We start from the raw sequence: 25,136 nt of genomic DNA, 5'->3' as shown, positions 1-25,136 counted from the left end.
TCACAACAGCGTTTCTCAGTGCGCAAGCTGCAAAGACTTGATTTTCTCACATATTCAAATATTAACAGAGTTCAGAATTTAAGATTTTCAGTTTACAAAAAATGATATAAATTTCTAGTAGATTCAAATCATTACCAAATAAAGACAAAATATTTAAGAGAGGGGGCCGGACAGAACGACCAGCAATTGTGCAGTGCAAAATCAGCTTATGTACTCATTCCATCAACCCAAATCAGGAGGGATTCCATGCTTTACACCATTATTGTGCCAGTCAACCAGGACTATAACATTTTGAACCTGTTCACAGATTCGCTGCTCCGGACGGTAAGTCCATCCACTCAGATTATTTTCATCAACGATGGTTCCGGCTCAGCAGTCTTTCAACATCTGGATAAACTGAAGCAAGAAGTAAGAGAAGGTGTGACCATCGAGATTCTTCAGCATGATTTTCCACTTGGTTGCGCCGTGTCGATTAATAGCGCACTGAGTCTTGCCAAGGGAGAGTACATTTTTTTCCTGGATTCTGACACCATTCTTCAACCGAACTGGCAACCGATGATGAAAGAGACACTGGATAGCGATATTACGATTGGCATGATTGGGGGCGTTCTGTTGTATCCGCAAACGGGAGGCGTGCAGCACTGCGGCATTGCTTTTGCGGACACCATCGGCCGACACCTGTTCCTGAACGCATCCCCTGATGATATCCCGAAAGAAACCTTCTCTGTTCAACTGGTGGTGTTCGCCATGTTTGGCATGAAGCGGGAGGTGTATGAGACCATCGGCAACCTCGATGAGAAGTTCTTTAATGGGTACGAGGATTTCGATTATCAGATGCGGGCACGAGCTGCCGGATACGATACGGTCATCAACCCGAATATTCAGGCGTATCACTGGGAACGCAGCAGCGGCATTCACCGCAACTTCAACCGCAAGAACAATTTGGCACGCTTCTGGAAAAAGTGGGGCGGTCAAATCGAGGCTGATGTGTGGCCATTCGTTTTCAGTCATCTGAAAGCACAGCTGGAAAGCCAAGAGGAATACCAGCATCTGCCGATTGTCGGGATTGACCTTGCCGAGGTTCGAAGTGATGCCGATACATTCTGGACCAAGCTGGAGGAAGCTGAATTTGCAAATGTAGCCGAAGTACGGGACTATTCAAACCGCTTTAATTCCAACGGAGCCATCTGGCTGCCACAGGTACTGGGCAAGGAACTGATTCATAGTGAGAACCGATTACTGTTTTTGGTGGACAATTTCGCCCGTTTGCTGGAGAACCGCTACTGGATTGAGATGAGACATGCTCATCGAGCCAAGGATCTGATCATTGACCTGTATGGCAATGTGATCACGATGGATCGCATATACGATGGATGCTGGCCTGGAACCAAAGTACGATAATTCACTCACAACGAAAATAAACAGGGAGGTACTTAAGGTGAAAGAAAAAGAGAGCACGCTCGATCGTGCCGTACGATTTACCCGTAATCTGGAGTGGTTGGAACAAGTCGAAAAGGTAATTCCGAGCGGATGCAGCACTTTAGCCAAAGCACCTGAACGTTTATTTCCGGGGCATACCCCCGTATGTTGTGCAGAGGCTTATAATTCCCGATTTACAGATATCGACGGGAATGAATGGCTGGATTGCGAAATGGCCATGGGTACGGCGCCATGGGGCCATGCCAGACATGAAGTTCAATTAACTGTCATTCACCAGTTGAAAAAAGGGACAAGCTTTTCTTTACCTGCCGACATCGAGCTTGAATGTGCGGAGTTGATTCTGGAGCGGTTCGAGGGTCGTTATCCATCGCTGCGCTTCACCAAGAGTGGTGCCGATGCAGTGAGTGGGGCCGTGCGTCTGGCCCGTGCCGCTAGTGGAAAAAGCAAGGTTATTGCGACAGCTTATCATGGGTGGCACGACTGGTCTGCCTACGGTTATTATGGTGGCCAGACGAAAGAACGTGGCATCCCGGTAGATATCGAGCGTTCAACGATCTGGGTTAACAAGCCTACTACGGAGCGAATTGAGGCTCAGATTACCGCGTCTCCCGAGGATATCGCATGTATTGTTCTATGCCCCAACGAGTGGAAAAAGGACGCGCTGGAGCAAGCCGTAAACCTATGTCGGTCTCTGGACATCATTATCATATTCGATGAGGTAACTTCCGGTATTCGAATGGGCAAGCAGGCTACAGCAGGAGAATATGACATCTGGCCTGATCTGCTCTGTATCTCTAAAGGTATGGCCAACGGTTTACCGCTCGCAGCGGTTATGGGGCCTGAGCACTTGATGTCTTTGTCGGGACAGGTCAGATTCAGTAATGCTCATTCCAGCGAAACGACAGCGCTCGCGGCAGCCATTGCCTGTGAACGATTAATGAAGAGTGCGAAAGTATGGCCGACTTGGCGAGATCCGGCAACCCGGATCATGGATCGTCTGGAATCTGAACTTGTGTTACTCGGATTGACGGATCAATTGGAAGTGAAGGGGACGTATGCAAGCTTCTGCATTCAATCCTTGGCTGAAGATAACTTCCAGACAGATCCTTTCCGCGAGTTCATGGTGAAGAGAATGGCACACTTCGGCATTTTCACCAAGGGTTACTTTATTTTCTCCGATGCCCATACACGGGAAGAATTGCTGTGGGTCGAGGAAGCGCTGTTGCAGATCCTGTCAGACTGGAAAGAGATTCAGAAGCAGGAACATCTTCATGCGATGCAACTTTCGAAAACGTTTGAAGCTTAATCCATAGATCATAATCGACAATCGACTAGGAGGAATTATTCAATGAAAGCACTCGTATATCAGGATCTCAAACAGGTGACTTATCAGGAGATTGAGGAGCCAACCATTCAAAAGCCAAACCAGGTGAAAATTAAAATCTATGGTTCCGGCATCTGCGGTACAGATCTGAATATTGTCAAAGGCAAAGTGCCGGCAAATAAAGGAACGATCATTGGTCATGAAGGCGTAGGCACAGTGGTTGAGGTGGGCGACGAAGTTCGTGGTTTCAAGATCGGTGATCGTGTATTGGTTGATCCCACGCAATCTTGCGGTACCTGCTCATACTGCCGTGAGGGTCTGTTCATCTACTGCGAGAATTTTGATGACTATCAAGTAGGCATGACGACACACGGAACCTTTGCTGAATATTTTGTTGGGGACGAAAAGTATATCTATGCCATCCCGGATTCCATGAGTTGGGAAACGGCAATGATGATCGAACCACTGGGATGTGTACTTCAGACGTTCATGAAAGCAGGGACTAAGCCCAGTGACTCCGTACTGGTCCTCGGTTCTGGTGCAATCGGTTCCTTGTGTCAGCTTGTGAGCAAAAGATTGGCAAGGCTTACGGTAGGCACGGAAGTTGACCCATACCGCAAAGAGTTCGCTTCAGGGATCGCGGATCATGTGTTCTATCCTCAGGATCTGACACTGGATAAAGTATACGAGATCAATAATAACAAAAAGTTTGATATTGTAGTGGACGCGGTTGGTAACCAGCTTCATGTCGGGTTTGAGCTGATTGCCAAAGGCGGCAAAATTATTCCTATGGGATATGACGACAGCTATGAGGTGACGTTCAAATCAACAGCCGTGATTAATGATGGCATTAGTATCATTGGCGCGGTGGCTAATCACTCGATGATCAGTACGGCACTGAAATTTGCCCAAAGTATCCCGGAACTGGAACAGATGGTGACAGCCAAGGAACTGCTGAGTGATTATGAACAGGCCTTTAATGGAACGATTGGTTATGACATGCATACTGGAGAGAAACTGCCGATGAATTCGGTCAAAACAGCTCTTATCCTATAAGCATGTAGACATTAGCGGGTTTGCCGCTGCGAGAAGTTGGAATTCGCAGCGGTGAAAACCGCAGAAGGAAGGGATATCGATTGAAATTGCTTCAAGATTTGCCGAAGAATCCACGCTACTCCATTTTTCTCGAACCGGTATGGGCCATTCCGGGCACGATCGTTCTCTTCTATGCTCCTTTATATATGAAGGAAGCCGGACTTTCGGACATAGAAATCGGTTTAATCAATTCGGTGAATCTTTATTTTGCCTTTATCTTTCAATTGTTTGCGGGTTCCATTACGAATAAGCTGGGGCGCAAACGAACAACGCTGATCTTTGATCTGCTTGCCTGGAGTGTTCCCATGTTCATCTGGGCCTTCTCTCAGAACTTTTGGCTGTTCCTGATCGCCTACTTACTAAACGCAACATCCAAGTTTGTAACGGTCGCCTTTAACTGTCTGATCATAGAGGATGTGGAGGAACACAAACGATCGAAGGTATTTGCCATTCTCAACATGATCATTACAGGAGCCGGGGTATTAACGCCTATTGCCGGGGTGGTCATTGCTGATTATGGTATTGTGCCAACACTCGCCAGCATTTACTTTGTCGGGGGCATCCTCATGACCGCCATGTTCTTCATTCGTAACCGATACACGGATGAGACCGAGGTCGGCAAGGAGCTTATGGGATTGCATAGTAAAACCCGCGTGCTTCAGAGTTTGGGTTCCAGTCTGCGCCTGTTCGGAAAATCGTTCTACAAACGGAGACTTTTTCCGATTATTCTGATCACGGTGTTGTCCAATCTGATCTTGCAGCTGAATTTCTTTCAGGTCATTTTCTTCAAGGAACAGTTGAAATTTGATGACCGTGTCATTTCGTTTATCCCGGTAGTGACCGCGGTAACCGTCATGCTGCTCTACCTGGTCATTATTCCGCGACTGAAACGGCGCTCGGAAGAGAAGTATGTTGGTTTTTCCATTGTGCTTAGTACGGCCGGGGCCATTCTGTTTCTATTGATCCCTGTGGGGAATATAGGGATGTTGTTTCTCACGCTAATCGTGCTCGCTGCGGGTAATTTCATTTTGCAGACGTACCGGGATTCCCTGTTGATGAACCGATTGGGTACACATGAGAAAGCCGACATGTTCTCGGCCGTGCAGACAGTCATGACGCTTACAGCCATTCCATCCGGTTACCTGACGGGCTTGCTCTACCATCACAATCCAACACTGTTGTTCAGTGTCATTCTTGGTCTATATATCGTACTCATGGTCATTATGTTCTTCCTGCCAGATCCGCAAAAGCACTCCCAAGTGCTGGAACCTTACAAAAATATGTAGAAAAAGGGGTTTACTGTATCTGGAGCGAATATGTAGTACAGAAAAAACTAGTAAATGCATGTTCAAAAAGAGCGGTTTTCAGTACCGAGAAGATGGGATGAAGCTAGAAATGGAGTAGCGGAGCGTAGATAGAGCTACGTGAGCAACCGCAATGTTTCCGAAGGAAACATACTTCGTAAGCCCACACTTATTTCGGCTGAATGCCATATTCGATGCTGATGATGCCACTAGGCATCCTTCGTAATCAAAAGCGGACTTTTTGAACTACCTCTAGAACATATTTTAACTTGGGAGGCTGCTAACAAATGACTAACGTAATGACAACAGAAGCACGGAAGCAATGGAGCTGGATGAACGAGCCCGAAAGCTGGTCCTATACGGATCAGGGAGGTGTGCTGGTGGAAACGAAGGCTGACACCGACTTTTTCCAAGATCCAGCGGGCAAGCATATTCGTGCAACCGCACCATTTCTGTCCATGCCTGTACCTGAGGACTTCGAAATTACAACCCAATTAACCGTTGATATGAAAAATCAATATGATTCCGGATGCCTGATGGTGATGGCGGATGATCTTAACTGGTGCAAAATTTGTTTTGAGTATGATGGAAAAGTGCCTACCATCGTGTCGGTGGTGACACGTGATGGTTCATCCGATGATTGCAATTCGGTTGAAGTCTCCGTACCTAATCCTTATCTGCGTATACGCAAAGTAGAGGACTGCATATCATTCTTTTATTCACCCGATGGGGAAGAGTGGAAACTAATTCGATATTTCGGCATGCCGATTCAGGGGGAACTTCGAGCTGGATTAGTTGCACAATCGCCGACTGGAACGGGCTGTACGTGTCACTTTTTATCAGTGAACGTTACTCATCCGGACTTGACCGCACGCTTCTAATCCGCTCCCCCGGCAGATCATTGGAGGGAGAACAGGTTCATGGTAAAAGCATTTATATTTGATTTTGATGGACTCATTGTGGATACGGAGACACCCTGGTACTATGCGTTTCGCGATATTTATGAAGAGCATGGAGTGGAACTTGGTCTGGAGCTATGGTCGAAAAATGTGGGGACATCCTTTGAGGAATTTCATCCATTTCTGTATCTGGAGCAAGCGCTCCAAAAAAAGATAGATCATGATCATATCAAACTTCTCTCTGAACAGAAATACGAAGTCTATTTGGGACAGGCTGCCATTCTTCCAGGGGTGCATGAATTGCTTCAGTCTGCGAGGGAGAAGGGGATTCAGCTTGCGGTTGCTTCCAGCTCCACACGGGACTGGGTGCATGGTTACTTGCAGAAATTAGGCATTTTCGATTATTTCACAGTCGTTCATACATCCGAGGATGTGAAGCGAGTGAAACCGGACCCTGAACTGTACCTTCTTGCTCTCCAGAGTCTTGGGATCGAGGCTTCCGAAGCGATTGTGTTCGAAGACTCACCTAATGGCTTGAAGGCAGCCAATGCAGCAGGTATTCGTTGTATCATCGTGCCTAACGAGGTAACGCGTGGTCTGGAATTCGCCATGCATGAACTTCGGTTATCCTCGCTGGCCGAGATCGATATGGAGGCTCTTTAATCCAGATATTGCTTGCGTAGCTCGATAGGGGAGATCCCTTCGTATTTTTTGAACACCGATCCAAAGTAACTGGCACTGTTGAAACCAACAGCTTTGGCTATTTCATGAGCGGTAGTAGTGTTATTTTCTATGAGCATTTCCTTGGCTTTCAACAACCGATATCGCATCAGATACTCCAGTGGAGTCATTTGAAATTCTTTTTTGAATATGCGATTGAGGTGCTGTTCGGTTACGTCCATCTGCTCAGCCAACATGGGGAGAGAGATATCCTGATGATAATTTTGTTTGATAAAAGTAATGAGTTCATCCAATCTTAATCGGGCATCAGAATGTTCGTAAGCACTATAGCGTTCACCTTCAATGGTTAATCTGACCAAAAGCATGTACAGTAATGCGGATACGTGCCAGATCTGATCCTTGTGCCGGGACTGCAGCGCCAACGTAATTTCACGCAACAGGATATGAAGCATTCCATCCGGCTTGAAGGCGCGCAGCTCCCCGATCTGCAAGGTATGCAAGAACCGTGGCAACAAATAGCCATTGAAAGACAGACAATCAAATCGTAATGAATCACTCAGATTGTGGTAACGGTAGGTTACCTCCGGGAACAAAATGAGAGCGGTTCCTTTTTTGATCGAAAATTCATGATTCTTTGCTGCGATTCGTCCTGTTCCTCCGATGCACTGTACAATGCTGTAATCCCGTGAATGGTCGCTCCAATTCATCAATTCATCAACGGTCAACTGGTTTTGCCCTGTAATCATGAGCGGCATATCGGTATCCAGCGGATTCCCCATGCTAGGTTTCGGCATCGTCGTGTTATTCCTCTTTTCGTTAAAGGATCATGTGCGTAAGTGGCGTGGTTACAGAGTTAAAAGAAACCTAGAAAGAATTATATTACATAAATGGAATAATTTTAATTGAATGACGAGCAATATATAAAACGTTTTCATATAAATGCATCAATAATTATTTATTGGATGAATGAGTATGAACTTTGGTCTGATCAGCCTCTATTTATGGATCTAAAAGTACGCCTGCCTTGCCAACAGAATGCGAAACGTTATACGCTATAACGAGTGAGTGATTATAGAAAGGAATGCAAACATGAAGAAAGTCATCGTAGTCGGATCGGGTATTCTGGGGGCATCAACAGCCTATCAATTAGCCAAACATGGCGCAGAGGTCATCATCATAGACCGAAAAGATATAGGACAGGCAACGGATGCAGCTGCCGGTATCATCTGTCCATGGCTGTCACAGCGTCGCAATCAAGACTGGTATCAGCTCGCCAAGGCTGGTGCGCGGTTCTATCCTGGCATCATAGCGGAGCTTGAAGGCGAAGGAGAAACGGAAACTGGTTATGCTCAAGTGGGCGCACTTAGTATTCATACGGATGTGGACAAAATCAACAAGATGGAAGAGCGGGCCCATCTTCGCAAAACAGATGCACCGGAGATTGGTGACATTACACCTCTTGATGTCAAAGAAACCCGTGAACGTTTTCCATTGCTGGATGAACGTTATCAATCGGTACATATCAGCGGTGCTGCACGTATAGATGGAAGGGCGCTGCGCGATGCCTTGATCCGGTCTGCACAACGAAATGGAGCTGAAGTGATCCATGGAGACGCCACGCTTCAATTCGAAGCGGATCGGGTCATTGGTGTGAGTGTTAATGATCAGAGTTTCCTGGCAGATGAAGTCGTTGTCTGTGCAGGTGCATGGGCCAACGAACTGCTGAAGCCACTCGGCATACACTTTAAAGTGCATTATCAAAAGGCACAAATTATGCATCTACATGTCACGGATGGGGAGGATACAGGCCGTTGGCCTGTGATCATGCCACCTTCAGACCAATATCTGCTGGCCTTTGATCAACAGAAGATCGTGATTGGTGCCACTCATGAAAATGATGTGGAGGGTTATGATACAAGAGTAACCGCAGGAGGCATGCAGGAAGTTTTGAATAAAGGTCTGGAACTGGCGCCGGGGCTAGCCAATAGCACATTCCAGGAAGTAAGAGTTGGGTTCCGTCCATTCACACCTGGCTTTCTACCAGTAATGGGGGCTGTCCCAGGCTGGCAAGGTCTGATTACCGCGAATGGACTTGGAGCCTCTGGATTGACCATGGGTCCTTTTATCGGGAGTCAACTGGCGAAACTAGCTCTCGGCATGGAGCTGGATATCGATATTGAGTCCTATACTGTTGGCAAAGCAATGGATGAAATTAAAAGAGGTGAGTCATGACATATTCACAACGTGTATCCGATGGAGCGAACTCGTCCGACATCATATATCTGGAGCATCAGATCGGTACGACGAAAGAAAAACTGAGAATAGCTTCGGAGAAACAAGAAACATACAAACGCGAATTGTCGGAATTGAAGTCATCACCAATCAGGAATGCATCGGAAGACAATTCTGAAGAGCAAATCTTAATGGAGAAGGCAAGCCAAACGAAGAACTTGATTGAAACCCTGTCTGAACAACTGGAACAGCTACAGGAAGCAATGGGGAAACTAGGTGATTGATCGGTTCGTATCGCTTATCTCTCTGAAACACCGACAGAAATAATATACGATACGTATAAAACGAAAACCCCTTATATTAAGGGGTTTTTCTCATTTAGTTCAAATGGTTTATATCAATAAATGAACGTATGGTATAAAATGGGATCAGGTGCTGAACTGTCAATTCAGGTACCCATGTAACCAATCACGAAACGATGCTGAGAGGTGGATTCAAAATGTATAAAGAAGTGATACATGTTGAGGACATTACGGGGTTTCAGTCCAGATCTGAAGAGTTTTTCCCACTTCACTGGTTTCGAAAAATGCTGTCCGAGCATCCTGTGTACTATCACGAAGGTACAGACACCTGGAATGTGTTCAGATACGATGATGTGAAGCAGGTCCTCAGTAATCATGAGTATTTTTCAGCCGAAGGAACCCGGACGACCATTGCCGTTGGAGCGAAGAACAATGAAGGTACACCTCCAGACAAATTAAACATATCAAGTCTCGATCCTCCTCGTCATCAAAAAAGTCGTTCGTTGTTATCTGCTGCTTTTACACCGCGTAGTCTGAAAAACTGGGAGCCACGAATTCGCAACATTGCACAGCAGCTGGTAGCAGATATTGAGCCAAATACGACCATTGATATTGTTCAAGCGTTGGCCGCTCCTCTGCCTTCGATGGTTATGGCCGATCTGCTCGGCATCCCTCTTACAGACAGCCATCGCTTCAAGAACTGGGTAGATATTCTGTTTCAACCCATCAATCCAAAGACGGCTGAGGAGAGTGAACTGAAAAAGCAAACTGCGGCGCAAGAGTACTATCAATTCCTGTACCCCATTGTGGTTCATAAACGGACTCATCCTGGTGAGGATATCATTACGGATCTGTTAAATGTCGATGTTGAGGGGGAGAAGTTCACGGAGGATGAGGTTGTTCGCACGACCATGCTCCTGCTCGGAGCCGGTATTGAGACAACAAGCCATATGGTTTCAAATACATTCTATTCCTTCCTCTACGATGACCCGAGCTTGTATGGCCAACTCAGGCGGAACCCCGAATGGGTTCCGCTCGCAGTGGAAGAAATGCTTCGTTATCGGTTCCATAATGCCAAGCGACATCGGACAGTGAAGCAGGATAACCAATTGCTCGGAGTAGACTTGAAAAAAGGAGATGTCGTGATCTCCTGGATGAGTGCAGCCAATATGGACGAGCAGATGTTTGAAGACCCCTTTGAGCTGAATATTCATCGTCGGAATAACAAAAGACATCTTACCTTTGGTAATGGCCCACACTTTTGTCTGGGTGCCCCGCTGGCAAGAATGGAACTAAGCATTGCATTGACTGCATTTGTAGAGAAGATCGCTCGGATCGAACCGGTGGAGTCCTTTGATCTGGAGAATAATCTGGCCACTTCAGCTCCGGGGCAGTCGTTGACCCATCTGCCAGTGAAGATCGTTGCGGAGTGAGAAGGAATCATACGGGACACAACCTAAAAAGCGGCAGATCAGACGTAAACGTCTTGATCTGCCGCTTTGTTATGCAAGCAATTATGAGGCTGGACACCTTAATTTGAATTCATAGAAACTTTTTGTCTTACCACCTGTTTGATTTCTTCCTCTTTGGTTTGTTTGGTGCGTTTGATAAAGAAGGAAAGGACCAATCCCACTACAGCGATACCGATGATAACAACATAAGCATCATTGATACCCTGGATCATGGATTCTGTAGCAAGCTGTTTTTGACTGAGACCATTGGCTGCACCAGTCGCCATCATATCCTGTACGTGTGCCGTTGTACGGGAGGTCATGACACTCACGAGCAATGAAGTACCTACAGCGCCAGCCACTTGTCTGACGGTGTTGGAGATAGCTGTACCGTGTGCACCGAGTCTTGGTGGCAGTTGGTTAAGCCCCGCCGTTTGAATCGGCATCATGAGCAGAGCCATACCAATTCGGCGGCCGGTAGACATTAATACCAGGTAACCATAACTGGTTGAATCCGTTAAGTCGATGAAACCAATTGTCGTCACGATGGTGATCACCATCCCGATAACAGCGAGCCATTTCGCTCCAAATCGGTCAAACAATTTTCCGGCTACTGGCATCAGGAAGCCCATGACAAGCGCACCTGGCAGAAGCAATAATCCGGACTCCAGTGCAGTGTAACCACGTGCGTTCTGGAGATACAAGGGAAGCAACATCATGTCAGCATACATGATCATTGTAATCGCGATACTAATGACCGTAGTCAGAGAGAACATGTTGTATTTGAAAGCCCGCAGATCAAGCAGGGGAGTCTCCGAAACGAGCTGACGCCATGTAAACAGGGCAAGGGAAACAATTCCTGCAGTGATACAGATAAGAACTTCTGCACTTGACCATCCCAGACTTCCTGCTCTGCTGAAACCATAGAGCAATGCGCCAAATCCGATAGTGGAGAACACCACACTGATTGTGTCGAACTTTGTGTTGACCCGTTCGGATACATTCTTCAGGTATACAAATGCAAAGGCAATGACAATAAGAGTTAATGGAATCATGCCGTAGAACATCGTTTGCCAAGAATAGTTCTCGAGGATATAACCGGCAAGGGTAGGCCCGATTGCAGGGGCAAAAATGATGGCAAAACCAACCATACCCATCGCAGATCCTCGTTTTTCAGGGGCAAACAAGGTCAAAATAACGTGCATCAAGAGCGGCATGATAATACCTGCACCCGCTGCCTGAATCATGCGTCCGGTCAGCAATGTGCCAAAGTTGGTTGCAAGAGCGGATACGATGGTACCAATCAGGAAAATAAACATTGAAGCTTGGAATAGTTGCTTGGTTGAAAAGCGTTGCATGAAGTAGGCCGTAACGGGGATAAGTACCCCGTTCACCAGCATATAACCTGTCGTTAACCATTGTGCTGTTGCGGCGGAGATGTTAAAATCACCCATCAGTTCCGGTGTAGCGACACTCATGATCGTTTGATTCAATGTTGCAAGGAAGGCTCCCAAAATCATGATAAACAGGATGGGGCCTTTCTTTACGGATAATTCTTCTTGTACTCTAGCCTGACTCAATCCTTTTCATCCTTTCAATCCACGCGTGACTAAATTTACAACGTGTTGTATAGTTTACATTGTATTTATTGAATTATATACATATTCGGACAGATTACAATTTACGTTATGACGTGTTTTCGTCGTTTATTTTACAAAAGAAATGAATTTGTTGTGTAAATCAAAAATAAACGACTTATCGTTTAAAATTGTAATGTTTAAAATTTGAAGGAGGGATACAGGTGAAAGACGAGAAGAAATCAGCCGTGGACCCAAGAATATTGCGAACACGTCAGTTAATTCGAAGTGCATTTGTTGAATTACTGCAGGAAATGGATATTGAAAAATTGTCTGTGAACAAAATTGCAGAACGAGCGACGATTAATCGGGTAACCTTCTACCTGCACTATCGAGATATCACGGATATGATGGAGAAGATGGCCGACGAGATGATCGAGAATATTGAGCGGATCGTGGATGAATATGCTCCTCATTTTGAGAAGCAAAGAACGGAAGAGGCTTGGCCTGTTCTGGTCAAGTTACTGGAGCATTTTGCAGAGAACGCCTCGTTCTATCAAGTGGTTCTTGCTACAAAGCGCACACCGATTTTTACCGAACGACTGCTCAAATTGTTGAGTACGCTGGTCAAAGCCAAAATTGATCGGGTAGAGATGGAGGATGAACTCGAAGAATCTGGCATTCACAAGGAGATTGCAATTTGGTACGGTTCTTCCGCCCTGATTGGAACCATCGTTGCCTGGCTGCGTAATGATATGCCCTATTCACCTCATTTCCTGGCGAAACAATTCTCGTTGATTCGCTCGTACTCTTATAATGACCTGATATAATCATGCTACAATTACACCTAACGTTAATAGAGGAGGGATAATGTAATGGAATATAGTGCAGAACGTATCTATGTGAGATTTTGGAATGTGGATGATGCCTCATTGCTTCTGGATCTACAGGTTCGCAACCGTGCGGAAATTGAGAACATATCAGCAAGTGATCGGGATGAGTCTGTCTACAGCTTGGAAGGGCAAAGGTCACTCATTGAGAGCTGGAACAACAAGAGAGAAGAAGGAAATCGCTATTCTTTTGGAGTTTTTCTACATACAACGGATGAACTCGTCGGTGAAATTTCTTTGTTTGAGATCATACTGGATTCTACCCCGAAATGGATCGTTGGTTATGTGACGGATACTCTGCATCAAGGAAAAGGATATATGAGCGAAGCTCTGCAATGTGTACTGGAATTTGCCAAACACGAAACTGAAATTACTCGAATCGAAGCTGGCGCTGTGCCCGATAATACAGGTTCCATCCGTGTCCTTCAAAAAGCAGGATTCAAGGAGAATGGGTCACAGCCTGTGCCAATCCAGGGAACGTTGAAAGAACATACGATGTTTGCTGTGGACTTACTATAAGCAAAGAAAAGGAGAAACCTATGGCTACTATACTCGTTGCAGACGACGATGCGAACATTCGTGAACTCGTCTGTCTATTTCTCAAAAACGATGGATTCACAACAGTGGAAGCTGCGGACGGTAAGGAAGCTCTCACTATATATGGCGAAACTCCAGTGGATCTGGTCGTCCTTGATATTATGATGCCTGTTATGGACGGATGGGCACTGTGCAAGGAACTCCGAAGAGCCAATCCCGACCTCCCGTTACTCATGCTGACGGCGAGAGGAGAGACTTGGGAAAAGGTAAAAGGATTCGAACTGGGTACGGATGATTATTTGACCAAACCGTTTGATCCATTAGAGCTGACGGCACGTGTCCGAGCATTGCTGAAACGATACAAAATCGGCTCCACACATACAATCCAGTTTGGCAACGTCATTCTGGACCGTCAGACGTATAAGGTGATGAGAGGCACGGAGTCGCTTACGTTACCACTTAAGGAGTTCGAATTGCTGTATAAGCTTGCTGGAACACCAGGACAAGTCTATACACGTGAGCAATTAATCGATCAGATATGGGGAATTGACTACGCCGGAGATGATCGAACAATAGACGTACATATTAAGCGCCTGCGCGAACGATTCGCGACTACACCTGATTTTCGGATTGAAACGGTGCGTGGGCTAGGGTACAGACTTGAGGTCTATGAATGATCAGATCCTTATATATTCGTGTTGTTCTGACCTTTCTGGTGTCAGTCATCGCAGGTACGATCATTTCTTTTTTTATGTCAACCTGGATATTCGAAGATCAATTGAATGAAAATGCTCAAATTAACATACGCAACTTTGGGCAGGACGTTGTGCAGATTTATAAGACGCTGCCTGTTGATGAAGCAGAATCATTCGTTAGTAGAATGAAACAGCTTGATTCGTATCATATTCGAATTTATGATGCAACGGGCAAGTTCCAGTCTTATGGGAAGCTTAATGAACATAAATCATCCCCCGTATCGACGGATCAACTCAAGAAGGTGTTAAACGGAGGGGTTGTGCAGGACACACCTAAAGGTATCGCTACCGTTCTTTTGGGGCTACCGATCAAGACGGAAATGGGTACAAGAGCGATGTTTCTAGAAACACTCTCACCGCCCTCAGCCTCTTTTGTGGTCCAGTTTGGTTTGATTTTTGCAAGCTGTTCGTTGATTGCAGGAAGTTTGTTGATTCTGGTTGCTTCTGTATATCTGGTTAGACCGATCAAAAAATTGACCAAAGCGACCAAACGGATTGCAGCTGGAGATTTCAACGTCAAGCTGAACATTAAACAAACGACTGAGATTGGTACGTTGGCCCGCAGCTTTGAAGAAATGATGCATGATCTTCAGCAGTTGGAGCAGATGCGCAGGGAATTCGTTACAAATGTTTCGCATGAGGTTCAGTCTCCGCTCACCTCGATATCCGGTTACGCTTCGGCACTGAAGCAAGTCAATCTCTCAGATCACGAACGAAGCCGTTATCTGGACATTATCATCGCTGAAGCGAAGCGAATGTCCAAAATGAGTGATAGCCTGCTCAAGTTGAGTTTGCTTGAATCGCAGTCACAGCAACTGAAACTCATCACATTAAGCCTTGATGAACAGATCAGGCGGGTCATTGTGGCGCTCCAGCCGCAATGGTCTGCTCGCAGCATTCATTTTGAGCTTGATTTGCAGGCGGTTAAAGTTACTGCAGATCACGACCAGTTAAATCAGGTATGGACGAATATCCTCAGCAATGGAATCAAGTTCTCTGAAGATGGTGGCGTGATTAGCGTCAGTATCAAACAGGATATCAAAAATGTGACTGTCCGAATATCCGACACGGGCATTGGTATTCCCCTTGAAGACCAGAAGCGTATATTCGAGCGCTTTTTCAAGGCAGATCGTTCCCACAGTCGTAAATATGACGGGAGCGGGATGGGACTCGCTATCGTTAAACAGATCGTATCGCTTCATCAGGGTGACATCCAGGTGGAAAGTGAACCTGGTGAAGGAACGACCTTTTTTGTCACGTTGCCAATCAGTACACCAACGGATAGTTAGGCTCACAGGGTAGGCCAATGAATAAAATATACCTCGGAGTATCTAAACCGAATTATCATGCCATGTGTAACATGCAAGCTTCCTTGTATGTTACATATGGTATTTTTTTGCTTGTTCATATTCAGTTCATATTGCCGTCACAGGGAGTACATCTTCATTCGTTAAGATTTCATTAACGGCAATGACGCAGCCTAACCAACAGTTCAAGACAGGAGAAGATGACAGTGACACAAACAGAGGAAAAGAAAGAAAAGAATGGATCGAGGGCCAAGAAAATACGAAACATTATACTAAAAATATTAGGGGCAATCGTAATCGCCATTATTCTGTTTCTAGGTATTGTTTATATTACGAATGTGATCAGTAGCAATTCAGAGGCGAAAAAGATAGAGCCTTACGGTCAACACGTATCCGTAGACGGGAAAAATATGAATGTGCTCATTCAAGGTGAAGGCAAAGAAACGATCGTGCTGATTCCAGGTTTCGGAACAGCTGCACCAGCGCTTGATTTTAAGCTTCTCATCGACGAGTTATCTCCATATTACAAAGTTGTAGCGGTGGAGCCTTTCGGTTATGGCTTAAGTGATGCAACGGAAAAAGAGAGAACCACAGAGAATATCGTAAGTGAAATTCATGAAGCTCTACAGCAGCTTAATATTGACAAATACATGCTGATGGGCCACTCCATTGCAGGCATTTACGGCATTGATTATGTGAACAAATATCCGGATGAGGTAACTGCATTCGTCGGAATTGATAGCAGTGTTCCAACACAACCGGGTATGGATGCTAAATTACCTGTGAAAATGTTCAATTTCCTTAAAAAATCAGGTCTCCAAAGATTGGTGGTCAAATTTAGTGGTGACCCCTATGCTGGTCTCGCATTTGATGATCACACCGTAGAGCAAATGAAAATGTTGTCGAATAAAAACTCGAACAGTTCCACGACATTGAATGAGATGGATCATATTGCTTCCAATTTTAAAGAAGCTCAAGGTTTAACCTTCCCTAAAGACCTTCCACTTCTTTTCCTTATACAGGCGAATAATACTGGCGTAAAAGGATGGATACCTTTGCACGAAGAACAGATCAAAGACTCGGTACATGGAAAAGTAATCACAATGGATGGCGAACATTACTTGCACCATACGTTATCTAAAGAAATAGCTGAAGATGTTAGAGCATTTATGAACGAAGCGAAATAACGTTCTTGTAAAAGCTCACTCGTGAGTTCACAGATATGTATAAACGAATATGAAGAACCGTCCTGTGGGGCGGTTTTTCCATAATAGGTTAATTCGGCCGTTGCCGTGATGAGAGAGAGGCATTCAAATGAGATTATTTGAGATACTGTTAGTTTTATCCTGTTTCGCTTTACTCGTAGACCTACTATTTATTAAAAGAAGTGCAAAGAAAACAGGCTTGGCTTTGGGTATAGGAAGTAGCGTTATACTCGTAGTTCAATTGTTGGTTGAGGGATACAGATGGCAGTTGCTTCTGGTATATATCATGACGGCTCTATTCATACTTATTGTTTTACTCAGACATTCCGAAAAGATGATAAATCTAAAAATAGGAAAGCTGTTGAAATATAGTTTATCTTCCCTAATTGTCATTCTGCTGGTTGGTTCTACTGTCTTGTCTGTATACTTACCTGTCTTTAATTTGCCGAAGCCGGATGGTCCAGAGAAAGTGGGTACTCAAACCTTTCATTTTACGGATCAGAACAGAGATGAAGTGTTGACTGATTATCAAAGCGATAAGAGGGAGTTAATGGTCCAAGTCTGGTACCCTACTGAGAACATGAATAACAACAAGCGTGACACGCTGTTTCCAAATAATAAAGAAATGTTCAAAAAGTATATTCAGAGCTTCTCTGCTTCTTTAAAACTGCCCGAATTTGTGCTCAACTACTGGAAGTATAGTCAAACCAACTCTTATGAAAATGTAGAAATATTACCTTCTACAAGTCCTTATCCCGTGGTGCTGCTATCTCATGGTATGGGAACCAGTAGAGTTCTTCAAGCATCACAGGCCGAGAATCTGGCCAGTCATGGGTTTATCGTGGTCACCATCGATCATACGTACAGCACCTTTGCTACCCTTTTTCCAGATGGCCGTGTAACGGATTATAAAAAAAGTACGACTACACTAGATGAACGTACAAAAACAGGGAATATATGGACGAAAGATGTGGAGTTTGTAATCGATCAAATCGAAAAGCTGAATTCAGGTGCAATCGAAAGTCAGTTTAAAGGAAAAATCGATCTAGATCACATCGGCGCGATGGGCCATTCTTTTGGGGGTGCAACCGCGTTTAATGCAACGTATTTAGATCAGAGAATCAAGGCCGGGGTTAATATGGATGGGTCACTATATGAAGTGGAAAATAGAGATGATATAAACAAGCCGTTTATGTTCATCCGATCGGGAAGTTTTGAAGACTGGTTAGCCAATTTTGAAATGGATAGAAATTCGGATGATGAAGTAACCAAATTTCTTTCAGATGAGCTGCACATTATGAAAAATGTTATCGAACATGGGGGAGATGTGATTTATATAGAAGGAACCCAACACTTCAATTTCACGGACCTTCAATTCTATTCGGAGCTGGTTAAACTGTCCGGAATCACAGGAGACATCAATGGTAAAAGAGGATCAAACATCGTAAATCAATATGTACTTGATTTCTTTAATAAGCAACTGAAAGGAACGGGTGGAACTCTGATTCAGGGGCCGAGCGACTTGTATCCAGAGGTGAAATTTATAGATCCAAAAGAACTCTAATCAACCAAAACATTTAAATCAGGAGATGATGTGAATGGGACGACAAAAGGGAAAACGAACTTCAATCACCGCCTTAACTCTGGCGTTAATGATGTTATCTCCAATGTCAGTACTGGCCGCACCAACTGCCGGTAACAGCAGCGACCTGAAGTATGGACCAACCGAGAAAATAGTAGCGGATAAAGCCAAATTACTGACCGAGAAGCATGGAATAACAAGCCTGCAATATGCCCTTATCGATGGTGGCGAGATTGTGGTGTCCGGTCAGACAGGCAAGAACGATCTAAAGGACAAGGTGCCACTTACGCCGGATACGATCTATGGCATAGGATCAACGAGTAAAATGTTCCTCACAGCTTCTGTTATGAAGTTAGTTGATGAAGGCAAGGTGGATTTGGATCTGCCTGTTGTGAACTATATACCTGATTTTCAGATGAAAGATCATCGCTACAAACAAATCACACCACGCATGCTGTTGAATCATTCTTCCGGTCTGCTGGGTAGTACTGGCAGCAATGCCACATTGTACGGGGATAATGATACGTATTCACATGATACGTTTCTCGAGCAATTGGCGAGTCAAAACCTGAAGGCAGATCCCGGCGCATTCTCGGTGTATAGTAACGATGGGTTTACGTTATCCGAGATTATGGTTGAACGTGTTAGCGGCATGAGTTTTACAGCTTTTATACACCAATATTTTACGGAACCTTTGGACATGAAACATACCAAAACACCACAGGATGTGGTTGACACGGCAGCAATGGCGGGAATCTATTCTCCTATATATGAGGGTCAGCTTCCACAAGAGAATTATAATGTTATCGCTACTGGAGGCATTTATTCCACCGCTGAAGATCTTGCGAAGTTTTCACAAATCTTCACGGGAGAGGTCCAAGGCATTCTTACCGATAAGTCTGTAGAAGCCATGGCGCAAGAAGAGTACAAAAAAGGCATGTGGCCAGAGGATGGCGATACGTCTATATCTTACGGTTTAGGGTGGGATAGTGTAAATCTGTACCCATTCAGTGAATACGGTATCAAGGCAGTAACAAAAGGTGGAGATACCATATCGTATCACTCATCATTAGTCGTACTGCCGGAATATAATCTGGCTGCAGCCGTTACCTCATCAGGTGGGACAAGTGCCAAAGATCAGTTCATTGCGAGTGAATTATTACTCAGCGCACTTGAGGAAAAGGGGATCATCACAGAACGGAAGCCGGAAAAATCGTTTGGTGTGCCAGTGAAGGCGGATATACCTAAAGAAATAGCCACGAATGCAGGTATATATGGCGGCAATAATTCGGTTAAGAAGATCGAAATGAATACTGCTGGACAAATGACTGTATCCACACCCGCAGCTCCAAGTGATCCTGCTCAAAAATACACCTATACAGCGGATGGTACTTTTGTTAACGATGAAGGCACGGAAAAGTTGAAATTCGTTAAGGAGAAGAATGGAAGGACTTATCTGTGGTATCGATCTTATATATCCTTGCCAGGACTTGGACAATTGGCTTTCTCCGAATATAAAATGGAGAAGCTGGAAGCCAATGAGTTATCCCAAGATATTACGGCCTCATGGGAGCAGCGTGAAGGTGAAAAATATTACCTGGTGAATGAGAAATATACATCAACGGTTTATCTCAATTCGGCACCAATTCTCCCTATTCATTTGGACAAAGAGACCCCAGGGTATATATCCAATAATAAGATTATTGGAGCAAACGAAGCAGTCACGGAGCTGCAAATCCCTGGCCTGGCTGGACGTGATACAAAGGAGATCTATTTTGCTAAAAAGAACGGAGTAGAGTACATTACAGCCATTGGTAGCATATACGCCAGTGAGGAAATGGTACGACCACTCTATTCGGGTAAACAATCTCTAGCAACGATTCAAGCAGATGGATATGCCAGATGGTTTTCGATACCGGCAACGGTGAAGGGAAAAGTCATGACGGTGGAAATGCCTGCAAATGGCGCCTTTGCTGTATATGATCAGAAGGGTGTTTGTATTAATCACACCGTGGTCAGCGGTAAGAATGAGGTTGTGTTACCAGAGAACGGCCGCATTGTATTTGCAGGTGACATGGATTCCAAGTTTGAGATTTCATTAAAATAGACGAATTCTAGTAAGGTAGCATACTGAAGGTAGCAAGAACATGAACAGAAAAAAGTTGCAGAATGGTATTATCCCCTTCAAGTAGACAGTCGGCTAAATAGTGGGCTGTCTTTCAGTTAAGCTATACCAGCTAATAGCTTGTCAACATTTCCAGCAAAACAACTCGAGAGCCTGTGTTATATTTATTAATAAGCATACCAAATAACCTTCCAATCCGAGCTTAATTGGAGAGTTATACCATTATTTTGTTATACCGAACGGAACGTTTCTTACTTTTCAAAATGGCATACAACCAATGAACTAGCTTGTTCGCACATGCTACCAATGCCACTTTGTGAGGTTTGCCTTCAGCTCTCTTGCGTTCGTAAAACTCTTTAATTCGAGTGTTGCGAGATCGGATTAGGCCACACTGTACCGCCATAACTAGTGCGTACCTAAGCTGCCTGGAACCACGTTTGGTAATTCGATTCCGGGTTGCTGTAAATTTACCTGAAGCAAAAACACTGGGATCTATGCCTGCAAAGGCAACTAGTTTCTTAGGATGATCAAATCTATCGACTTCACCAATTTCCGATAAAATTGTTGCAGCAATTTTAGGGCCAATACCGGGAATCGACTGGATTAAATCATACTCTTCAATCTCAGTAGCCAGGGCATCGATGGTTTGTTCCAACATAGCAAGATGCTCCTGGTACTGAAGAATCAGGCTAATTAAGATCTTAAGATTGATGACGTGGCTCTCATACATAGTTTGCTGAAATGGGTTTTGTTTTGCAGCCACCATCAACCGTTGAACCCGTTCATTAATCCACCTCTCTGATCGCCCACGTTTTGAAGATAGCAGTGCGTTGATTGTCATTTTAAGTGTCTCTTCACTGACTTTTAAAACGTAGGATGAGGTCGGAAACTCATGCAAGAAGCGAAGAGATACGTTAGAATACATAGCCCCAAAAACACCTTTATACGCTGGGAAGACCTGATCCAGAACAGCTTGGAATTGCAACTTCGTCTGCACACACATCTTAGAGAAGGACTCGTGTTGTCGCGTCAGGTAACGTATATTAAGAAGTTGCACACCTCTTTTTTTGAATGGTTCGAATTCCTCTCTATAGTACAGCTCGCCCAGAAGATATGCGTCAGCAGCATTCGTTTTCACTTTACGGAGATTCGTTTTTCGAAACCGATTGGAAATGAGCGGATTGATTACGATAAATACATAGTGATGTTCCTCTAGAAATTGAACGACAGGGCTTTGATAGTGCCCGGTTGCTTCCAGAATGATTGTAGGCCGATGACCTGATTCACGTTCGATGTCCTGAATAACTTGAAGCAATATCTCAAGCCCATCCCGTGTGTGTTGGAAATAGAAAATCCCTCGGTATGTTTTTCCTCGATCTAAGAAAGCTTGTCCGTGGCTTTCTTCTTTAGATATGTCTAGCCCGATAACAGGGTTCATTTTATCTCTCCTCGAAATCAATTAACCGGTAGCCCCAATGAACTCCTTGTCGCTCCACAGCATCGCATGTGATACGGGATCGATGTCCCAACCAGCCTCAATCATGGTCATGACAAGTAGGGGTGAACATTATAGCGCTCGGGATCTGGTCCCACGGGCAGGTACGTTCGACCCGGCTACCCTAATCCTCGAAGTTAATACAAAAAGGATCAACCAGAAAGAATTGGTTGATCTCATAATACGAACGGGCAGGATAGTTTAAGACCATGCGCGGTGAACCTTATCATAAATGACGGCTAAATTTTTCGTGCGGGAAGGGCGTAGAAGCTCTAAATGAGGTTAAAGCGTGTAGGGTGGGGGATGAGGTAGTTAAAGCCCTGATTAGGAATTAATCGAGGCTGATAGCTCAAATGAAGCCTCTTTCCAAGCTGAAGTTATCGTGCGATAATGCAAAGTGTTATATCAAAATACTGTCAGTGGCGAAATAATAGACGCTATTGACAGTATTTTTCTTTAAAGCAGTTTCACCTAACCAATTGAAATAGTACTAATGCCCTTTACGGTAAGCATGGATCGGGCGCAATGTGCGTGCAAGATTGTATTCTGAGAGTAGTTATTGGTGCTCAGGGGGAAATGACGTCCATCCAGCAATGAAACTAGTTTTTCGCAATCGCGAGTTGTTTCACCACAAAGTCTCGAAAAAAATGCGAATTTCCATATAGTACTAATGCATGTCCCCGAATAACTTAATTTGCATACTATTATTATATAGAAGCAGGACTGATAGGATAATAAACTGGAAGGTTGTGATTTAGATGTCTCAGAGAATATATGTAAGTGACTCCCATTTTTCTTGTTGCCAGAGATGTAAGTCCCAAACAGTAGGAATATTAAGCTATGCAGATTTTTATGCCTTGATGCCTCCTGATAACGCAGCAACAGTTGTTCCGGGTACAGACGTAAGTTTCCCTGAAGATGGACCTACTAGCGGGACTACTATAACCAGTGTTAGTCCAAGTTCATTTAACTTGGCTACAATTGGCACTTATCAGGTCTTGTTTCAGGTGAGTGTTACCGAAGCAGGCCAACTGGTTCTAACACTCAATGGCGCGGAGCTAGCCTATACGGTTGTCGGGCGAGCAACAGGTACTTCTCAGCTAATAGGAGTGACTCTTGTGCAAACAACAGTCATCAATTCAGTACTCACTGTACGAAATCCTGCTGGTAATTCCACCGCACTTACTATCACTCCTCTCGCAGGAGGGACAATGCCTGTTTCAGCACACCTTATTATTACGCAAATCGCATAGAGTGGAAACAGAGTCGCATACTTAATTCCGTTTCCCTTCAGCCCTCCAAATCGCAGGCACTACTGAAGTAGCTGTGCCTTTCATAATCGGAACATGGATGAGCTGATGAAAGGCGTATCTGAGAATCCTTCCTTCTCGTGCATTTGCACAATCATTATATACTTCTAGAGCGAATCATTGATTCGAATTTCCTTCCTCATCGTTAGTTCTGGTGCACATTACTTTAAAGCTATGAAACAGCTTCCTGATATTCATCTATTGTCTGCTCAATTATTTTCTAGTTTAAAAGACGACCTTTACCCCAAAAAACTGGGAATAAAGGTCGTCTTTTGATTCGTGTCTCTTAGTTGTTCTGAAATCTACAAGTTCTTCAGTGGCCTCGAGAAGATGGTGGCTCTTTTGCATCATTTATTGTCTCTATTTATATATTCCTTTCATTTGCTTATAGATCTTTAACCATTCATACCATTAACCTAAGGCATACCGTGGAGTTATACAGAACTCTCCCTGGTAAGGAGGTGTAAATGGAGCAGCACCTACTCCTGTTAATGTTATTGAAGTAAATCCAGTTTTGGTAAATGCAAGAATACCAGGTGCAGTTAGAGTTTCAGTTTCCACTATAGCAGTACCAAGCAGAAAGTCAACGGTTACGTTTCCACCAGTTAGTCCACTGTCTAATGATATTGTCCCAGATACAAACGTTTTAGATGGATTTGTATTTAGTGCATAGATGACCAGAGGTGCTGCGGTTGTCAAAGTATAAGGAGCACACAATTTATCCTGCACAAATGGGGCTTGACTACAACACTCATGATTGCCTACCACTATGGTTTGATTATTACTACTTCCACACATAGATAAGGTTCCTCCTCTAAAAAATAAATTTAGTATCAAATACAAATACGTAACTAAAGTACAACCTGTATCCCCGTGTACCCTTGCTAAAACACAATGCATATTCGATAAATGGATATTTATCTTAGTACAATTTACCCATAGAAAGATAAACTAGAATGCAAGAGTTACTTGCTATTTCTCCCCTAAGGCAATCAATAAAGGAGCAGATATTCCGATCTTTATTTTCCAAATTATAGATCCACACCGTTAACCTAAGGCATACCGTGGAGTTATACAGAACTCTCCTTGGTAAAGAGGTGTAAATGGAGCGGCACCTGTTCCTGTTAGTGTTATTGAAGTAAATCCAGTTTTGGTAAATGCAAGACTAGCACCTACAGGTAGTGTATCAGTTTCCACTACAGTAGTACCAAGCAGAAATTCAACGGTTACGGTACCAGCAGTTGGTCCACTGTCTAATGATATTGTTCCAGATACAAACGTTTTAGATGGATTTGTATTTAGTGCAAAGATGGTGATCGTAGGTGTAGCGGCAGTGATCGTATAAGGAGCACACAATTTATCCTGCACAAATGGGACTTGACTACAACACTCATGATTGCCTACCACTATGGTTTGATTATTACTACTTCCACACATAGATAAGGTTCCTCCTCTAAAAAATAAATTTAGTGTTCAAGTATAGATATGTAACTAAAGTACAGCCTGTATCCGCGTGTACCCTTGCTAATACACCCATTTGCAATTCATATTCGATAAATGGATATTTGTCTTAGTACCATTTATCCATAGCAAAATAAACTATAGGATGAGGACGGATTTATTTT

At 44.2% G+C, this 25,136-nt stretch carries 21 protein-coding genes; 16 read left to right on the top strand and 5 right to left on the bottom strand.

The features are described 5' to 3' along the window. Positions 1-246: 246 nt before the first annotated feature. The 6 genes from D829_RS0109495 to D829_RS0109470 all read left to right on the top strand — a co-directional run bounded on the left by D829_RS0109495 (position 247) and on the right by D829_RS0109470 (position 6,725). On the top strand, positions 247-1,401 hold the full coding sequence (locus D829_RS0109495; protein ID WP_017688647.1) for a glycosyltransferase: 1,155 nt from the start codon (positions 247-249) through the stop codon (positions 1,399-1,401). A gap of 37 nt (positions 1,402-1,438) precedes the next feature. Beyond that, complete coding sequence (locus D829_RS0109490) at positions 1,439-2,746, top strand: aminotransferase class III-fold pyridoxal phosphate-dependent enzyme (RefSeq protein ID WP_017688646.1); 1,308 nt, start codon at positions 1,439-1,441, stop codon at positions 2,744-2,746. Between the two features lie 42 nt (positions 2,747-2,788). Continuing rightward, positions 2,789-3,820: an alcohol dehydrogenase catalytic domain-containing protein gene (locus tag D829_RS0109485; RefSeq protein WP_017688645.1), complete on the top strand. Its 1,032-nt coding sequence runs from the start codon at positions 2,789-2,791 to the stop codon at positions 3,818-3,820. A gap of 80 nt (positions 3,821-3,900) precedes the next feature. Further along, the gene (locus D829_RS0109480) at positions 3,901-5,145 is read left to right on the top strand and encodes an MFS transporter (RefSeq protein ID WP_017688644.1); all 1,245 of its coding nucleotides are present in this window, start codon (positions 3,901-3,903) and stop codon (positions 5,143-5,145) included. A gap of 305 nt (positions 5,146-5,450) precedes the next feature. Then, positions 5,451-6,044 (top strand): DUF1349 domain-containing protein, encoded by a 594-nt coding sequence (locus tag D829_RS0109475; protein WP_017688643.1) that lies wholly within the window; start codon positions 5,451-5,453, stop codon positions 6,042-6,044. Positions 6,045-6,083: 39 nt separating this feature from the next. After that, entirely contained in the window at positions 6,084-6,725 is a 642-nt protein-coding gene (locus tag D829_RS0109470) for an HAD family hydrolase (RefSeq protein WP_017688642.1), read from the top strand. On the opposite strand, the gene D829_RS32395 is transcribed toward D829_RS0109470, so the two are convergent. Continuing rightward, positions 6,722-7,537 (bottom strand): AraC family transcriptional regulator, encoded by an 816-nt coding sequence (locus tag D829_RS32395; protein WP_017688641.1) that lies wholly within the window; start codon positions 7,535-7,537, stop codon positions 6,722-6,724. The two genes, D829_RS0109470 and D829_RS32395, sit on opposite strands and share 4 nt — an antisense overlap. Positions 7,538-7,832: 295 nt before the next feature. Between D829_RS32395 and D829_RS0109460 the strand changes: the two genes are divergently transcribed. From D829_RS0109460 to D829_RS0109450, 3 genes are all read left to right on the top strand, one after another. Continuing rightward, positions 7,833-8,975, top strand: a complete 1,143-nt coding sequence (locus D829_RS0109460; protein ID WP_017688640.1) for an FAD-binding oxidoreductase — start codon at positions 7,833-7,835, stop codon at positions 8,973-8,975. Continuing rightward, a complete protein-coding gene (locus D829_RS0109455) occupies positions 8,972-9,259 on the top strand; it encodes a hypothetical protein (RefSeq protein WP_017688639.1) in 288 nt (95 codons plus the stop codon). Before D829_RS0109460 ends, D829_RS0109455 begins: the two co-directional genes overlap by 4 nt. Positions 9,260-9,474: 215 nt before the next feature. Further along, complete coding sequence (locus D829_RS0109450; RefSeq protein ID WP_017688638.1) at positions 9,475-10,710, top strand: cytochrome P450; 1,236 nt, start codon at positions 9,475-9,477, stop codon at positions 10,708-10,710. Between the two features lie 98 nt (positions 10,711-10,808). Here D829_RS0109450 and D829_RS0109445 read toward each other — a convergent pair whose 3' ends face one another. After that, positions 10,809-12,248, bottom strand: a complete 1,440-nt coding sequence (locus tag D829_RS0109445) for a DHA2 family efflux MFS transporter permease subunit (RefSeq protein WP_051153919.1) — start codon at positions 12,246-12,248, stop codon at positions 10,809-10,811. Positions 12,249-12,529: 281 nt separating this feature from the next. On the opposite strand from D829_RS0109445, the gene D829_RS0109440 reads away from it, so the two are divergent. The 7 genes from D829_RS0109440 to D829_RS0109410 all read left to right on the top strand — a co-directional run bounded on the left by D829_RS0109440 (position 12,530) and on the right by D829_RS0109410 (position 20,688). After that, a complete protein-coding gene (locus D829_RS0109440; RefSeq protein ID WP_017688636.1) occupies positions 12,530-13,135 on the top strand; it encodes a TetR/AcrR family transcriptional regulator in 606 nt (201 codons plus the stop codon). 45 nt (positions 13,136-13,180) lie between these two features. Next, on the top strand, positions 13,181-13,714 hold the full coding sequence (locus tag D829_RS0109435) for a GNAT family N-acetyltransferase (protein ID WP_017688635.1): 534 nt from the start codon (positions 13,181-13,183) through the stop codon (positions 13,712-13,714). 20 nt (positions 13,715-13,734) lie between these two features. Beyond that, positions 13,735-14,409, top strand: coding sequence for a response regulator transcription factor (locus tag D829_RS0109430; RefSeq protein ID WP_017688634.1), 675 nt, complete (start codon positions 13,735-13,737; stop codon positions 14,407-14,409). Next, positions 14,406-15,776, top strand: coding sequence for a HAMP domain-containing sensor histidine kinase (locus D829_RS0109425; RefSeq protein WP_017688633.1), 1,371 nt, complete (start codon positions 14,406-14,408; stop codon positions 15,774-15,776). Before D829_RS0109430 ends, D829_RS0109425 begins: the two co-directional genes overlap by 4 nt. A 224-nt stretch (positions 15,777-16,000) precedes the next feature. Then, positions 16,001-16,981, top strand: a complete 981-nt coding sequence (locus D829_RS0109420) for an alpha/beta hydrolase (protein WP_017688632.1) — start codon at positions 16,001-16,003, stop codon at positions 16,979-16,981. 127 nt (positions 16,982-17,108) lie between these two features. Then, positions 17,109-18,563 carry an alpha/beta fold hydrolase gene (locus D829_RS0109415; protein WP_017688631.1) on the top strand — a complete coding sequence of 485 codons (1,455 nt, stop codon included), beginning with the start codon at positions 17,109-17,111 and terminating at the stop codon, positions 18,561-18,563. Between the two features lie 34 nt (positions 18,564-18,597). Continuing rightward, positions 18,598-20,688 carry a serine hydrolase domain-containing protein gene (locus tag D829_RS0109410; RefSeq protein ID WP_017688630.1) on the top strand — a complete coding sequence of 697 codons (2,091 nt, stop codon included), beginning with the start codon at positions 18,598-18,600 and terminating at the stop codon, positions 20,686-20,688. Positions 20,689-20,920: 232 nt separating this feature from the next. Here the strand turns inward: D829_RS0109410 and D829_RS0109405 are convergent, their stop codons facing one another. From D829_RS0109405 to D829_RS30755, 3 genes are all read right to left on the bottom strand, one after another. Next, complete coding sequence (locus D829_RS0109405; RefSeq protein ID WP_017688629.1) at positions 20,921-22,144, bottom strand: IS110 family transposase; 1,224 nt, start codon at positions 22,142-22,144, stop codon at positions 20,921-20,923. A gap of 1,778 nt (positions 22,145-23,922) precedes the next feature. Further along, positions 23,923-24,309, bottom strand: coding sequence for an S-Ena type endospore appendage (locus D829_RS32390; RefSeq protein WP_017688626.1), 387 nt, complete (start codon positions 24,307-24,309; stop codon positions 23,923-23,925). Between the two features lie 249 nt (positions 24,310-24,558). Beyond that, the gene (locus D829_RS30755; RefSeq protein WP_017688625.1) at positions 24,559-24,948 is read right to left on the bottom strand and encodes an S-Ena type endospore appendage; all 390 of its coding nucleotides are present in this window, start codon (positions 24,946-24,948) and stop codon (positions 24,559-24,561) included. Between the last annotated feature and the right edge of the window lie 188 nt (positions 24,949-25,136).

Origin of the sequence: Paenibacillus sp. PAMC 26794 (assembly GCF_000316035.1) — a bacterium.
GTDB lineage: Bacteria > Bacillota > Bacilli > Paenibacillales > Paenibacillaceae > Paenibacillus.
This window is presented reverse-complemented; position numbering and strand designations above follow the sequence as displayed.